The organism is Mycobacterium appelbergii (assembly GCF_032883035.1).
Lineage (GTDB): Bacteria > Actinomycetota > Actinomycetes > Mycobacteriales > Mycobacteriaceae > Mycobacterium > Mycobacterium appelbergii.
Map to the genome: position 1 here is coordinate 713,620 of NZ_JAMQTH010000001.1, position 14,275 is coordinate 727,894.

A 14,275-nucleotide genomic window follows, 5' to 3' on the forward strand; every position below is an offset into this window, starting at 1 on the left:
ACGGCGGTCATTCCTCGGGTGCTCCGATGGCCTGCAGGTGCTCCACCGTGGCGGCGCGGCCCCGCCCGATGTGGTCCAGCATGGCCTGCTCGGCCACCTCGGCCTGCCTCTTCTCGAGGGCGACCGTGACGGCATCGTGGTCGGCAACGGATCGGTGCCGACGTTGGACGAACCAGATCGCCTGGTAGGGCACGCCTGTCCAGAGCCGGTCGATGAATTCGTCCAGCAGTGTCGAATGTGCCGACGCGTACACCATTCGGTGCCACCGTGCGTTGAGGTCGACCACGTCGGCGAAACGCGGCGGGTCTCCGTCCACGACGAGCCGGAACTCCTCCTGGAGCTCGTGGATGTTCTTCAGTTCGTCCGCGGTCGCGTTGACCGCCGCCAGCCTGGTGGCCAGCGGTTCCAGGGTCTGGCGCAGCAGGTAGGTCTCCTCGGCGCGCCGAATGGAGTACTGCGTCACGACATGGCCGTGGTGGCGCTTGTATTCGACGAGCCCGTTGGCCTGCAGCATGCGCAGCGCTTCCCGGATCGGGGTCAGACTCATCTGCAACTCGTCGGACAGGCTGGACAGTGTCAGCTTGGCGCCCCCCGGTAACCGGCCGCGTTCGATGAGACGGCGGATTTCGATGAACGCCTCTTCCGCCTTCGTCGTCGGGAGCGGCTCGGGTGGGGTTGCCATCACGTCCTCTCGATCTGGCACCGATTGTGTCATCCAGACGGTACCGCGACCGGGGATACCCACCGTTCGCCGAGCTCGGGCGGGGGTGTCGGTGTCCTCACCGCACACCCGCCAGAATTGCGCGGGCGCGTCGGGCGATCGGGTAATCGACGAACGTCCCGTCCGGCAGCCTGATGGATGAGGTGCCATCAGCTTCGGCGGCGGTGAAAGCGATGTCGACCGTCCGCGCCCATTCGATTTCGGCTGGGCTGGCGGCGAACGCAGCGGCAACGCCGCGGATCTGGGCCGGGTGGATGACCTGCTTGCCGCTGAAGCCGAGCCTGCGGGCCTGCCTGGCCGACCGGATGAGGCCGTCGTCGTCATTGAGGTCGAGGTGCGGTCCGTCCACCGGCGGCGGGCAGCCGGCGGCTGCCGCCGCGAGCACCAATTGGGAACGTGCGAAAAGGAATTCATCACCGTCAGCGGTCGGGGTGATGCCCAGTTCTCGGGACAGATCCGCGGGACCGAACGCCAGCGTGTGCACCCGGGCGTCTGCGGCGGCGATCGCGCGCGCGTCGAGAACGCCCACCGCCGTTTCGACCAGCGGGATGATGCCGATCCGGCCGATCTCGGTTCCCGCGGCCCGCTCCGCCAGCGTCACCAGCTCGGCCGCGCGCCGAATGCCGTCCGGTTCGGAACTCATCGGCACCACGATCAGATCGATGCGGTGCAGCGCGGGTGCCAACGCGGTCAGGTCGTCTTCGGCCAGCCCGCTGTCCATGGCATTGACCCGCACGCAGATCACCGGGCCCTGGCCGCCGGGCAGCGCCGACAGCGTGGTCGCGGCGGCCGCACGGGCCGTGGCTTTCTGCGATGCGGCCACCGCGTCCTCGAGATCGACTGCGACGCCGTCGGCCCCGCTGGCGAGGGCCTTCGCGATCCGGTCGGGGCGATCGCCCGGCACGAACAGCAAGGTGCGGAGCGGCGGCAGATCCTGGCGCATCAGTCGGCGTACCAGTTCGGCAGGTCGTCCTGAAGGTCCACCCAGACCGATTTCGTCCGGGTGTAGTGCTCCATCACCGCTTGCCCGCCTTCGCGTCCGTATCCGGATTGCTTGTATCCGCCGAAGGGGATGAGGTGGTTGATCGTGCGGGTGGTGTTGACCCAGATCAGTCCGGCGGCGATGCCGGCGGCGACGCGATGGGCACGGGCGACGTCGCGGGTCCACACCGATCCGGCCAGGCCGTATTCGGTGTCGTTGGCCTTGGCGAGGGCGTCGGCTTCGTCGGTGAAGGTCATGACGCCGGTCACCGGTCCGAAGATTTCCTCGCGGATCATTTTCATGTCGCGGTGCACGCCGTCGAGGATGGTCGGTGAGTAGAAGTAGCCGTCGGCCAGGGGCGGCTCCGTGGGGCGGGTCCCGCCGCAGATGAGCTGTGCGCCTTCCTGTGTGCCGCTGGCGACGTACCCGGCGATCCGCTCGCGGTGCTGGGCGGAGATCTGTGCGCCCATCTGGGTGCGCTCCGACAGCGGGTCGCCGACGCGGATCCGGCGGGCCAACGACGCGAACCGGTCCAGGAACTCGTCGTGGATGCGGTCCTGGACGAAGATCCGCGATGCGGCCTGGCAGGACTGCCCGGCGGCGGAGAAGATGCCGTAGGCGGTCCGGTGCACGGCCGCGTCGAGGTCGGCGTCGGCGAAGATCACGGTGGGGGATTTGCCGCCCAGTTCGAAGGTCACGAGCTTGAGGTCGGTGGCCGCCGTTGCGGCGATCTGCCTGCCCACTTCGGTTGAGCCCGTGAAGGCGATCTTGTCGACGTCGGGGTGCGCCACCAGTGCGGCGCCTGCTTCCTCGCCGACTCCGGTGACCACGTTGAACACGCCGTCGGGCAGTCCCACCTCGGCGATGAGCCGGGCGAAGACGACGGCCGACACCGAGGTCTCCTCAGCGGGTTTGAGGACGATGGTATTGCCGCCGGCCAGGGCCGGGGACAGCTTCCATGCCAGCATCAGCAGCGGCGAGTTCCACGGCACGATCGCCCCGACCACGCCGACCGGCTCACGGCGCGTGTAGCTGAACGCGGTGGCCGCCTGCGGGTGGGTCTCGCCGAGGGTGGTCTGGCACACTCCGGCGAAGTATTCGAAATACCGCACCACGGCATCGATTTCGGCGCGGACCTCTCGAACCGGCTTGCCGTTGTCGCGGGACTCGATGACGGTGAGCTCGTCGCGGTGCCGATCGACGACCGCGGCGATCTTCATCAGGAAGCGGCCGCGGTCGGCGGCGGAGACGGCCGCCCAGGGGCCCTCGAACGCGGCGCGGGCCGCCCGCACGGCTTCGTCGACTTCCTTTGCGCCGGAACGGGGAAGCTTCGCCCACACCCGGCCAGAGCGCGGCTCGTAGGAATCGAAGGTGGCGCCGTCGCTCGCCGATGTTTGCGTTCCGTCGACGAACATCGACAGGTCGGCGACCTCGGAGCCGGAATCGGGGTCCGCGAGTGCGGTGATGTCGGACGGGCGGTCGGTGGTGGCTGTCATGAGGCCTCCTGCGGCAGTAGAACGGGCTTGATTTCCTGAAAGCTCTGCATCCGGGCCACCACGGAATCGATGTCACCGAGCGGGTAGTGACCACTGATCAGGCGGTCGAACGGCAGCCGGTCGGCGAAGCGTTCGAGGATGGTGAGCGCTGTGCGGTAGTGCGAGAGGTCACCGGAGAAGGATCCGATGACGTTGAGGTTCTTCTTCGTGATGGTGCCCGGCGCGACGGCCGTGGTGCCTGCGCCGAGTTGACCGACCACCAGGTAGCGGCCGTCGGGCCCGGCCATCTCCACACCCTCGGCGAAGGCGGCCGGGTGGCCGGAGAATTCGGCGACCAGGTCGGCACCGAGGCCGCCGGTGGCGTCCCTGATCATCGCGAGGCGATCGTCGGGGTCCGGATGTGCGGCAAGGGAGATGACCTCATGTGCGCCGAATTCCGATGCGATTTCCAGGCGTGCGTCCGGCGCACCCACGGTGATGACCCGGCCGGCACCCGCTTGGGCGAACAGCCCGGTGGCCAAAATCCCCAGTGGCCCTGCACCCTGGACGACGACGGTGTGTTCGGGACCTACCCGGCCCGCTTGTTCGATCGCATTGACGACCGAACGCAGCGCGCAGCTCGCCATGCTGGCGAGGTCGTCGGCAACCCCGTCGGGCACCCGGAGTCGGCCCGACCCGGGCAGTACGTACGAGTGTTGGGCCAGCCCGCCCAGCAGAGTGGGCCACTGGTTCATGGTGGCCTGGCCGTACGGAACCTTGTTGCGGCACAGCGTCGGCCGCTTCCTGGCGCACATGACGCAGTGGCCGCATACGGCGTGCGTCCACAGGATGCGGTCACCGATCTGCAGGGATTGTCCTGCCGAGTCGACTTCGGCGCCGTCGCCGATCGCGATGATCCGGCCGACCATCTCGTGGCCGAGGATCAGCGGCAGTTCGACCGGGATGGCCAGAGTGCCCTCCCAGCAGTGCACATCGGTGCCGCACAGCGAGCACGCCACGATCTCGACCAGCAGGCCACCTGGTTCCACGGTCTGCGGGACGGCGACATCTTCGAGCTTGATCGACTGACCGAATTCGCGCACGACGGCCGCCCGGGTGTACTCGGGCACTGTTGTCGCTTTCATCGCTGCACCTCCGCTGGAATGTTGGGGACGACGAGTACCGCCTCCTCGGGACGGACTTTGCCCCAGATCGCCATGACGAGGCAGCTCAGCAGGCAGACCCCTGCAATGTACGTCGCGATCGGCCACGTCGCGCCGTCGCTGTGCAGCAGCAGCGAAGCGGCGATGAGTGGGGTGAACCCGCCGACCAGGGCCGCGCCGAGCTGGTAGCCGAGCGAGGCGCCGGTGAACCGGATACGGGTGTCGAACAGCGCCGAGAAGTAACTGGCCTGCGCCGCGTACATGAGCGAATGTGCCACTGCCAGGCCGATGATCATCGCCGTCCACAGCGTCCACCAGGAGTTGGCGCCCGCCAGCCAGAAGAACGGGAACGCAAACAGCACCATGAAACCCGCACCGGCCATGTACACGGTCCGCGTGCCGACCTTGTCGGCCAACAGACCGAACAAGCCGATCGTGAAGATGGCGACGGCGGCCCCCACCAGGATGGCCGAACGTGCCGACGACTCCCCGGCGCCGTTCTTGGCCAGCGTCAGCGCGAACACGGTGATCAGGTAGAAGGTGCAGGTCTCCGCGGCTTTGGCGCAGAAGGTGACGATGATTCCGCGCCGCCCGGTACGTAGCGCCTCCACCAGCGGAATGCTCTTCTTCTCCTGCTCGGATTCGAGAGCACGCGCGGCCAGCACGGCGGCGAACTCCGGTGACTCGGTGATCGCCCGCCGCAACCACAACCCGAGCAGCATCAGTCCGGCGCCGAGAATGAACGGTATCCGCCAGCCCCAGCTCAGGAACTGCTCATCGGGCAGCAGCATGAACGCGCCCAGCACCAGACTGGCCAGCACCAGCCCGGCATAGATGCCCATCTGCGGGCAGCTGCCGTAGAAGCCGCGGCGCCCCTCGGGCGCATGCTCGATCGTCATGACCGACGCACCGCCCCACTCACCACCGTGTGCCAGGCCCTGCAGGATGCGCAGCGTGACCAGCAGGATGGGCGCCGCGACGCCGATCGTGTCGTAGGTCGGAAGCACCCCGATGCCGACGGTGGACACGCCCATCAGCGTCAGGGTGGCGATCAGTACGCTCTTGCGGCCCAGCTTGTCTCCGAAGTGTCCGGCGATGATGCCGCCGATCGGGCGGGCCACAAAGCCCACGCCGAACGTGGCCAACGCGAGCAGGGTGCCGACAGCCGGGTCCGCACTGTGGAAGAACAGCGTGCCGAAGATCGTGGCCGAGAGGGCCCCGTAGAGATAGAAGTCGTAGAACTCGAGCATCGAGCCGATGCCGCTGGCGAGCGCCACGCGCCTGACCAATCGTTCATCGGGCGCAGCCTGCGCTGGGTTGGCGATCATGAAATTCCTCGTTCCGATGAGATGGGCCTGCGGGTGGGGCCGATGACGCCGGCCTCGGTCAGTTCGTCCAATACGTCCTCGGGGTAAGCCAATTCGCCTCGCAAGATGTCGTCGTTGTGTTCCCCGACCGCCGGTCCCGGGCTGTTGACGTGACCGGGTGTTCGCGACAACCGGGCGATCAGGCCCTGCATGCGCAATGCCCCGAGCGTGGGATGTTCGACGGTGATGACGCTGCCGCGTTCGGCGAAATGGGGGTCGGTGGCGATGTCGGCCGCGCTGTACACCGGGCCTGCAGTCACCCCGACCGCATCGAACACCGCCAGCACGTCGGCGTTGTCGCGCTGCCCGACCCAGGTGGCGATCGCCTCGTCGATCTCGTCCCGGTGTGCGAGTCGCCCGGAGATGTCGGTGAACCAGTCGGCCGCGGCCAGATCCGGGCGCTCGACGGCCTGCATGATCCGCTGGGCAGTGGCGGTGGTCGCACCCGAGAGTGCGATCCACCGGCCGTCGCGGGTCCGGAAACATTCACGGGGGACGTTGAAGCCGGTCCGGCTGCCTTGCCGGGTCGGGAGCGTGCCGAGCTGGTCGTAGGCCGAGGTCTGGGCTCCGAGGATCCAGAACAACGGTTCATAGATGGACAAATCGACAATCTGCCCCTGGCCGGAGGCCTCCGCGTGGCGCAGCGCGACCATCGTCGCGAAAGCACCGGCCAGGGCGGCGACCCCATCAGCCAGCGGCCACTGCGGAAGCACCGGCGGACCGTCGGCGGCGCCGTTGGTGTCGGCGAACCCGGACATCGCCTCGGCGATGGTGCCGAAGCCGGGCCGTGAGCTGTAGGGACCGGTCTGCCCGAAACCGGAGACGCGGACCACCACCAGTTTCGGATTGGCCGCCAACAGATCCTGCGGATCCAACCCCCACTTCTCCAACGTGCCGGGCCGGAAGTTCTCGATGAACACGTCCGCGTCGGCCAGCAGCCGGCGCATGACGTCTGCCCCCCGTGGGTCGGACAGCGCCAGGCTGATGTCGCGCTTGTTCCTGCCGGTCAGCGCCCACCACAACGACTCGTCGTCCTTGCGCCACTCCCATTGCCGCAGACCGTCGCCGCGCGGGTGCTCGACCTTGATCACATCGGCGCCGAAATCGCCGAGGAGTGTCGCGATCATCGGACCTGCGTAGATGGTCGCGGCGTCGACCACACGCACGCCCTCGAGCGGAGGCGGGCCGCCCCGGGAAGTTGTATCAAACATTTAATTAAACTAACGCGGCTGTGTCGGCGAACACAAGTGGCCGTCGGCCGAGGGTTGCGCCACGCGGAGATCGCGCGGCGTCCGAATTGGCGCCCATGGCCTTGTCGCACTAGTTTTTCGGGGTGACGTCCTTCGCTCTTGGCGCAGTCGCCCGTTGTATCGCCCCCTTTCTGACAATCGCGGCCGTTGCCGCCGTGGGTCTGGTCGGTCCTCCGGTCCTGACCCCGACGGTGCGCCTGGCCAGTGACGGCAACCCGTTGGTCGGGCAGACCTTCTACGTCAATCCGGACTCGGCGGCCATGCGCGCCGCGCAGAGCGCCGATCCGCCGAGCCCCGAGTTGACCGCCATCGCCAATACACCGCAGGCGTATTGGATGGACCAGCGATCGACGCCTGCGGTGGACGCGAAGTACATCGCCACGGCACAGGCCGCAGGCACCATGCCGATCCTGGCGCTCTACGGCATCCCGCATCGCGACTGCGGCAGCTATGCCGCGGGCGGTTTCGGGTCGGCCGACGCCTACAAGGGGTGGATCGACGGCGTCGCGGGCGCCATCGGCGGCGGACCGGCCGCGATCATTCTCGAACCCGACGCGCTCGCGATGGCCGACTGCCTGTCGGCAGATCAGCGCGAGGAGCGCTACAACCTGATCAGCTACGCCGTCGACACGCTGACCCGCAATCCGGGCACCGCGGTGTACGTCGACGGCGGGCACTCCCGGTGGGTGGCTGCCGACGAGATGGCCAACAGGCTCAACCGGGTCGGCGTGGCCAAGGCACGCGGTTTCAGTCTCAACACCGCCAACTTCTTCACCACCGAAGAGGAAATCGGTTACGGCGACGCTATTTCGGGCATGACGGGTGGCAAGCCATACGTCATCGACACGTCGCGCAACGGTGCCGGGCCTGCCGAGGGCGAGATGTACTGGTGCAACCCCGACGGTCGCGCACTGGGCGCCGCGCCCACCACGGCCACGGCGAGCCCGAACGTCGATGCCTACCTGTGGGTCAAGCGTCCCGGCGAATCCGACGGGGCCTGCAACGGGCATCCCCAGGCGGGCCGCTTCATGAACCAGTACGCGATCGCTCTGGCCCACGGGGCCGGCGGGTAGGGAAGCGGACCGCTACCGCGCCAGCATCAGATCGAGGAAACGTTCGTGCCGGTCCGACGAGGACAACTGGGCCGGCGAATCGATCAGGTGCAGCATCCCGATGCCCGCGGCGAACGTGGATTCGGCCCGTAGCCGCGCTTCCTCGGGATCGAATCCGTAGTCCAGGAAGGCCTTTCCCACCGCGACCAGCACCCGGTGATCGGCGGCCCTGACGTTGGCGGCGGCCACGTCGTCGGAGCGGGCCCATTCCCGCATGGCCCGTTCCAGCGTCCAGTGCCGGGGGCTGACCAGCGCCTCCATCATCTTCGACAACCGTTCGCGCGGCGGCAGGTCCTCCATCTCGGCCAGCGAGCGACGATCACTGTCCAGGAAGTTGTTCCACGACGCCACCAGCGCTGACCGGTACCCGTTCATATCGGTGAAGTGCCAGTAGAAGCTGCCTCTGGTGGCGCCGACCTGCGCGCAGAGCCGCTCGATCTTCAGCGCCCGCATGCCGTCCGTAGCCAACAACTCGTAGCCGGCCTGCAGCCAATCCTGGGCCGTCAGGGTGCCCGGTGAGGCCTTGCGTTCGGCTGCCATGGTGATCACATTAAGGGGCGCCGGTCCCCGGTCCGCCGGTTTGTCCGCAAGGTGTGCCGGTGAGGTGCGCGCCGGTCTCAGCCGGTGAGCTGCGCGGGCTCGTGCAGGCCGAACGGGACCGCCGAGATCAACGTGACCGGAATCGATTCACCGCTGGGCGCCTGATATTCGCGCCGCTCCCCGGGGCGGGCCCCGACGATCGCCGCGCCGAGCGGTGACTGCACGGAGTACACCTCCATATCGCCGTACTCGGCACCGCGCACTCCGAGCAGGAACGTCTCGACGTCACCGAACTCCTCGAAACGCACGGTGAGCACCATGCCCGGCTCGGCCACGCCGTCGTCCGGCGGATCCTCGCCGACCACGGCGTTGAGCAGCAGATCGTGGATGTGCTGGATGCGTGCCTGCCGTGCCCGCTGGATGGCGACCTGGTTCTCGTCGGAGTCCTCGGCTGCCTCGTTGGCTATCAGGGTGCGCAGGGTCGTCAGCTCATCCTGCAGCCGCTCATGGGCCTTGGGCGACATCCAAACACTTCGACTTGCCGTCATATCGGTTCCTCCTGGTATTACGCATGAAATCTCAACGGAGCGGGCTGAACTCGCGCAGCGCGTCGGGTTGCTTGCCGGTGGTGACGTGCTCGGCCAGCAGCCGCCCGGTCGCCGGGCCGTGCGCCAGCCCCCACATGCCGTGTCCGCCTGCGACATAGATGTCGCGGGCCACCTCCCCGATCAGCGGACGGCCGTCGGGGGTGACCGGGCGGGGCCCCACCCACACGTCGGAGCGCTCATCCCAGCGCACCCCGTCGAGGAGTGGACCGGCCGACGCCACGATGGCGTCGACCCGGGCCCGCTGCGGCGGGTCGTCGGGGGACCGGAATTCCATGGTCCCGGCGACCCGTAGCCCGCCCCGGTACGGCGTGCACGCGATCCGCGCATCGGGTAGGTAGATGGGGCTCGGCACCGGACGGTCCACCGGCACGGTGAACGAATAGCCGCGCCCGGCCCGCACCGGTGTGCGGACCCATCGACCGGCCAGTCGCGACAGCCAGGCACCGGTGGCGATCACCGCTGCGTCTGCCGTCAGTCGCTCCCCGCCCAGGTATGCCGCCACACCGGGACCGGACTGCCGGACATCAGAGATCTCCCCGATGCGGATCGTTCCGCCCCTGGCGGTGAAGGACTCGGCCAGGCCGTGGACGAACCGGCCGGGATCGAGATAGCGCTGCCCCTCGACGTTGATGCCGATGGTGATCGCCGATGAGGCCAGTGGCACCTGCTCACGCAGGGCGTCGCCAGCCAGGCGACTCGTCGTCACCGTCTGCCCGGCCGCGGCCATCCGGCGCAGTTCGGCCATCAGATGTTCAGCCTGACGGGCGGTTTCGAACAGCGCGGTGATCGGACCGTCGGTGGTCGGCACGTCCACGCCGTTGGAGGTCAGCACGCTGTAGGCCTCGAGGCACTCTTCGTTGAGCGGCAGGTTCGCCTGCGCGGCCCGGTTCCAGGACGAGAGCCTGCAGTTCGCGGCGAACCGGGCCAGGAACGACCACAGGCCGATGTCGGCTTTCAGCGGGATGTGCAGCGGGGCGCTCGGGCTGGCCAGTGAGCGCAGTCCGTAGCGCAGCACCGACGGGTCGTTGAGCGGGATCGTCAGCGCGGGCGACACCCAACCGGCATTGCCCCACGATGCGCCTGCGGCCACCCCGGTGCGGTCCACCACCGTGACGTCGACACCACGCTCCTGCAGGAACCAGGCGGTCGACAAGCCGACGATGCCCGCGCCGACGACGATCGCCGACCGCGGGCCGCCGTCGAATCGCTCGACGTCGGCCATGACGCCACCTCCACCTAAAGTTCAGTCCAACTCCATGGTGCGGTGGATCAGGGTCGGGCGGATTGGGCGGGCGCGACAATACGGCTAGCGCAAATTGTCGGGATCCGACAATGCAGGATCTTCGGTGGTCGCGGCGAGTTCGATCATCATCGCCAGTCGCTTGCGCGCATCGGCCAGGTCGAGGGTAGTGACCTCGGCCATCTTGCGGAGCCGGTAGCGCACGGTGTTCTCGTGCACGCCCAGCTGCTGGCCGGCTTGGCTGAGGTCGCCCTGGGCCTCCAGCCAGGCCTGCAGTGTCGGCGCGTACTGGGTGGCGTGGGTGCGGTCGTGCCTGCGCAACTCGGCGACGGGCCCACGCTCGGGCGCCCGGCCGGACTGTGCGGCGATGCGTAACCGCTGCAGCAGGATGTCGTCCCAGGATTCGTCGTACACCGGCGCGGGCCCACCCTGCCTGACCTCGTGCAGGGCCAGGCATTCGTCGGCCTCCCGGCGGGCCAGCACCAGCTCGGTGACCGTCGCGGGACCACTGATACCGCCCAGCACATTCACCGGCGCAGGCAGCGCGGCACTCAGCCCGGACACCCAGCGCTGGGCGGGGTCGGCAGGCGCGCCGGGCAGCACGGTGTAGACGGTGTTGCCTGCCAGCGCGCTGCGGCCCGGACGGGACCAGCCGAATCCGGTCGTGGCCCGCTCGAATGCCAGCAGCAGCGCAGCATGACGCTCGTCGGCGGTGTGCGCGCGCAAGGCGATGACCCGCAGCGGGGTCTGCGGCAACGCCAGCCTGCTCGCCACCGTCGCGGCGTCGGCCGCGCCCTCGAGCAGGCGGATCACCAGTTCGGATTCGACCTGACGTTCCAGATCGGCGCTCGCGCGGGACCGCAGCAGATGCAGCGCAACCATCCGGGCCCCGTCGGCCAGCGCGGTGTGCTGGGCGTCCGGCAACGGCTCGACGCAGGCCACCCACACCGACCCCAACAGTTCCCGGCCGGCGCGGGCGGCGACCACCATGCGCCCGGTCAGCCCCTGGTCCGCATCGCCCTCGACGTACATGGGTTCGTCGGATTCGGCCAGATGCCGGATCACCCCGCGGGCCTCGAATACCGCCCGCAGCCGGGCCGGCGCCTGCCGGCTCAGGATCGTTTCGGCACGCGCCGGGTCGGCATGCTGCTGCAGCCGCGAGTACGCCAGCACCCGGGAGCGCCGGTCCTCGATGGTCACCGCGCCACCGACCGCGTCGGCCAGGCTGTCGGCCAGCGCGAACAAATCCGTTGGGCCACGCCCAGATTCGGTTTCACGGCCCTCGAGCACCAGGCCGTACACCACCGCGGCCAGATCGCTCCAGGCCACATCGGTGTCCACGGTCATCACCGCGATGCGCTCGGGCTCACCGGTGACCGGTTCGTCAGGATCGTCGATGCTGCGGATCAGCACCACCACGGCGTGCGCGGCCGCGGCCCACTCGATCGCCTCGGCGACCGAACGTGCCCCGACGGCCAGCAGCACATCGCCGATCACCTGACCGGGCTCGTGCATCACCACACTGCGCAACTCGACCGACCGTGCGGTGGAGCAGTAGCGCACATGGACGCCGTAGCCACCCAGCACATTGATCAGCCGGTCCAGTGTGACCACGGATCGAGCGTAGGCCAGTGCGGTCGGGCGTTACCCGGTCGGCACCACTCCCCGCGGCAGGATCAGCGGCAGGTCGTTGTAGGTCACGATGCCCGGTGGGGCGGCGACCACGGCGGGAATGGCGTTCAGCGGCGGCGTGGCGGTCATGATGTGGCCCAGCACCATGAACTCCTCCAGCGTGGTGGCCTCGAAATCTGGCGGTGGCAGGAAGCCGACCTTCATGGTCACCGTCGGCCGTCCGGCCACCTCGATCACCCAGCCGTCCTGGTCGATCTTCCAGTCCGGCTCCAGCGTCTGTCCCTTACGCCACCGCAGGGTGAGCGCGACGCGCGTCACCCCTGCGACGATTCCCTTCCAGCTGACGAACACGCCTGCGACACCGCCCGCCGGGATGGTCCACGAGCCGAGGTCGAGATCCTCAGTGGTCTGGGCGTACTCGGCGTCGCAGCGCACCTCGTCGAGTTCGATGCCGAGCGCATCGCCGATCATCCGGACCGCCTCGCCGAACACACCGGTGCCGTGCGCGGTCATCGCCTGCAGGTCAGGGTGGTCGATGGGCAGGCCGAAGCCGACCGGCTTCTCGGTTTCGGGAGAGTCGTAGAAGGTGGTGTCGGCGGCTTCGTTGACGGTGATCTTGTCGACGCGGTCGCAGATTCCCGCCGCCACGATGGCCAGTTGATTGACGTAACCGGGGCTGATCCCCGATCCGAACATGGTCGATCCGCCCCGGCGGCACGCCTGCGCGATCTTGTCGCGGCCCGCGCCCTGATTGTGACCGGTGATGAACGACGCGGTGGCGACGACGTTGACCCCGGCGTCGAGGATGCGGACCAGCTCGTCCACGTCGATCCACATGGGGTTGTAGACGACGACGTCGGGCTTGAGCGCCAGCAGCGCGTCGACGTCGTTGGTGGCGGCGACGCCGAGCGGTGCGATGCCGGCCAACTCACCGACATCACGGCCGGCCTTGTCCGGTGACCAGGCGTAACAGCCGATCAGTTCGTAGTTGGGATTTGCGGTGATCGCCGCGACCGAGCTTTTGCCGACATTGCCGGTCGTCCACTGGACGACCCGATAAGGGGAAGTGTTTGGCACTCGCTCAGCATATGGATCCGGGCCGGCTGCGCTGGCCGAAATCGGGCTAAGCGCACCGCTTACGGGCCGGCGGCCAGCGTGGCCTTTCCGGTGCGCTGCTGACCGGACCGATCCAGCCAGGTGAGATCGATGACATCACCGGGATAGTGCCGGTCCAGCACCAGCGTCAGCGTGCGCGCCGAATCCAGCGTGGTGCCGTCGAGCACGGTCAGCACGTCGCCGTCGACGAGACCGGCCGCTTCGGCGGGGCCGCCGCGCACCACTTCCTGGACGACCACGCCGGGGCCCTGACTGGGCGCACTGCGGACACCGACGCCCAGCATGGTCGGCGGCCCGATGTGGACGAGCGGGGACGGTGTCCTGGACCGGATCTGCCCGGCAATGGCCATGGCGTCGTTGATCGGAATCGCGAAACCCTTGCCGCCGGGACCCATCCGGAAGTTCACCGACGCCGCCGTCGTCAACCCGACCACCTGGCCTGCGCCGTTGACCACCGGTCCGCCGGAGTCACCGGCGCGCACGGGTGCGGCGAACTCGATCAGCCCGTTGATCTCGTCGGAACTGCCGGTCAGCTCGTCCTCCGCGTTGACGGTCCGGTTGAAGGCTGTGACGGTCCCGACCTCACGGGTCAGCGGCGCGTCACTGCCCTGCGCATTTCCGAGCGCGACCACGGGATCACCCTCGGCAAGCGCGCCCGAGTCGCCGATCGGCGCGGGGGACAGGCCGCCTGCGCCCCGCAGCTGCAGGACCGCGATGTCATGGCCGCGGTCGTAACCGATCAGCTCTGCCATGAAGGATTGGCCTGCGACGCTGGCATTGATCGTGTTCGCGCCCTGGATGACGTGGTAGTTGGTCAGCACTTCCCCGCCGGGGGACAGCACGATGCCGGTGCCGATGCCGTAGGCGTTCTGATAGTCCACGACGGTGTCGAGGCGGACCACCGAAGGTTCCACGGTGGCCGCGGCCGCGGCCGGGTCGCTGGGGGCAGCGCCAGCCGGGGCCAGCGGCACCACCAGAGCCGCAGCGGTGGCAAGTGCGGTCAGGAGGACCGAGGTGACGGGACGTGAGCGCAGTTTGCCCATGTGTTCATCTTGGCGGGGAGAACGGC

At 68.5% G+C, this 14,275-nt stretch carries 13 protein-coding genes; 1 reads left to right on the top strand and 12 read right to left on the bottom strand.

Annotated features, from left to right (window positions below):
* Positions 1-7: 7 nt before the first annotated feature.
* The 6 genes from M1247_RS03390 to M1247_RS03415 form a co-directional block, all read right to left on the bottom strand.
* Positions 8-682 carry a GntR family transcriptional regulator gene (locus M1247_RS03390; RefSeq protein ID WP_317154835.1) on the bottom strand — a complete coding sequence of 225 codons (675 nt, stop codon included), beginning with the start codon at positions 680-682 and terminating at the stop codon, positions 8-10.
* Between the two features lie 97 nt (positions 683-779).
* Positions 780-1,664, bottom strand: coding sequence for an HpcH/HpaI aldolase/citrate lyase family protein (locus M1247_RS03395; RefSeq protein ID WP_317154836.1), 885 nt, complete (start codon positions 1,662-1,664; stop codon positions 780-782).
* Positions 1,664-3,199, bottom strand: coding sequence for an aldehyde dehydrogenase (locus M1247_RS03400; RefSeq protein ID WP_317154837.1), 1,536 nt, complete (start codon positions 3,197-3,199; stop codon positions 1,664-1,666). Before M1247_RS03400 ends, M1247_RS03395 begins: the two co-directional genes overlap by 1 nt.
* Positions 3,196-4,323: a zinc-binding dehydrogenase gene (locus M1247_RS03405; RefSeq protein ID WP_317154838.1), complete on the bottom strand. Its 1,128-nt coding sequence runs from the start codon at positions 4,321-4,323 to the stop codon at positions 3,196-3,198. The genes M1247_RS03400 and M1247_RS03405 overlap by 4 nt, the downstream gene beginning before the upstream one ends.
* Complete coding sequence (locus M1247_RS03410) at positions 4,320-5,669, bottom strand: MFS transporter (protein WP_317154839.1); 1,350 nt, start codon at positions 5,667-5,669, stop codon at positions 4,320-4,322. The genes M1247_RS03405 and M1247_RS03410 overlap by 4 nt, the downstream gene beginning before the upstream one ends.
* Positions 5,666-6,919 carry a CaiB/BaiF CoA transferase family protein gene (locus M1247_RS03415; RefSeq protein WP_317154840.1) on the bottom strand — a complete coding sequence of 418 codons (1,254 nt, stop codon included), beginning with the start codon at positions 6,917-6,919 and terminating at the stop codon, positions 5,666-5,668. Before M1247_RS03415 ends, M1247_RS03410 begins: the two co-directional genes overlap by 4 nt.
* Positions 6,920-7,041: 122 nt before the next feature.
* Between M1247_RS03415 and M1247_RS03420 the strand changes: the two genes are divergently transcribed.
* The gene (locus M1247_RS03420; protein ID WP_317154841.1) at positions 7,042-8,031 is read left to right on the top strand and encodes a glycoside hydrolase family 6 protein; all 990 of its coding nucleotides are present in this window, start codon (positions 7,042-7,044) and stop codon (positions 8,029-8,031) included.
* 12 nt (positions 8,032-8,043) lie between these two features.
* Here the strand turns inward: M1247_RS03420 and M1247_RS03425 are convergent, their stop codons facing one another.
* From M1247_RS03425 to M1247_RS03450, 6 genes are all read right to left on the bottom strand, one after another.
* On the bottom strand, positions 8,044-8,610 hold the full coding sequence (locus M1247_RS03425; RefSeq protein ID WP_317154842.1) for a TetR/AcrR family transcriptional regulator: 567 nt from the start codon (positions 8,608-8,610) through the stop codon (positions 8,044-8,046).
* A gap of 77 nt (positions 8,611-8,687) precedes the next feature.
* Positions 8,688-9,158: a GreA/GreB family elongation factor gene (locus M1247_RS03430; RefSeq protein ID WP_317154843.1), complete on the bottom strand. Its 471-nt coding sequence runs from the start codon at positions 9,156-9,158 to the stop codon at positions 8,688-8,690.
* A 31-nt stretch (positions 9,159-9,189) separates the two neighbouring features.
* Complete coding sequence (locus M1247_RS03435; protein ID WP_317154844.1) at positions 9,190-10,440, bottom strand: NAD(P)/FAD-dependent oxidoreductase; 1,251 nt, start codon at positions 10,438-10,440, stop codon at positions 9,190-9,192.
* A gap of 84 nt (positions 10,441-10,524) precedes the next feature.
* Entirely contained in the window at positions 10,525-12,072 is a 1,548-nt protein-coding gene (locus M1247_RS03440) for a PucR family transcriptional regulator (RefSeq protein WP_317154845.1), read from the bottom strand.
* A 30-nt stretch (positions 12,073-12,102) separates the two neighbouring features.
* Positions 12,103-13,167: an NAD(P)H-dependent amine dehydrogenase family protein gene (locus tag M1247_RS03445; RefSeq protein WP_317154846.1), complete on the bottom strand. Its 1,065-nt coding sequence runs from the start codon at positions 13,165-13,167 to the stop codon at positions 12,103-12,105.
* 59 nt (positions 13,168-13,226) lie between these two features.
* Positions 13,227-14,249 carry a S1C family serine protease gene (locus M1247_RS03450; RefSeq protein ID WP_317154847.1) on the bottom strand — a complete coding sequence of 341 codons (1,023 nt, stop codon included), beginning with the start codon at positions 14,247-14,249 and terminating at the stop codon, positions 13,227-13,229.
* Between the last annotated feature and the right edge of the window lie 26 nt (positions 14,250-14,275).

Coding starts and splice junctions, on each gene's coding strand:
- M1247_RS03390 (WP_317154835.1), bottom strand. CDS start 682: ATGGCAACCCCACCCGAGCCGCTCCCGACGACGAAGGCGGAAGAGGCG.
- M1247_RS03395 (WP_317154836.1), bottom strand. CDS start 1,664: ATGCGCCAGGATCTGCCGCCGCTCCGCACCTTGCTGTTCGTGCCGGGC.
- M1247_RS03400 (WP_317154837.1), bottom strand. CDS start 3,199: ATGACAGCCACCACCGACCGCCCGTCCGACATCACCGCACTCGCGGAC.
- M1247_RS03405 (WP_317154838.1), bottom strand. CDS start 4,323: ATGAAAGCGACAACAGTGCCCGAGTACACCCGGGCGGCCGTCGTGCGC.
- M1247_RS03410 (WP_317154839.1), bottom strand. CDS start 5,669: ATGATCGCCAACCCAGCGCAGGCTGCGCCCGATGAACGATTGGTCAGG.
- M1247_RS03415 (WP_317154840.1), bottom strand. CDS start 6,919: ATGTTTGATACAACTTCCCGGGGCGGCCCGCCTCCGCTCGAGGGCGTG.
- M1247_RS03425 (WP_317154842.1), bottom strand. CDS start 8,610: ATGGCAGCCGAACGCAAGGCCTCACCGGGCACCCTGACGGCCCAGGAT.
- M1247_RS03430 (WP_317154843.1), bottom strand. CDS start 9,158: ATGACGGCAAGTCGAAGTGTTTGGATGTCGCCCAAGGCCCATGAGCGG.
- M1247_RS03435 (WP_317154844.1), bottom strand. CDS start 10,440: ATGGCCGACGTCGAGCGATTCGACGGCGGCCCGCGGTCGGCGATCGTC.
- M1247_RS03450 (WP_317154847.1), bottom strand. CDS start 14,249: ATGGGCAAACTGCGCTCACGTCCCGTCACCTCGGTCCTCCTGACCGCA.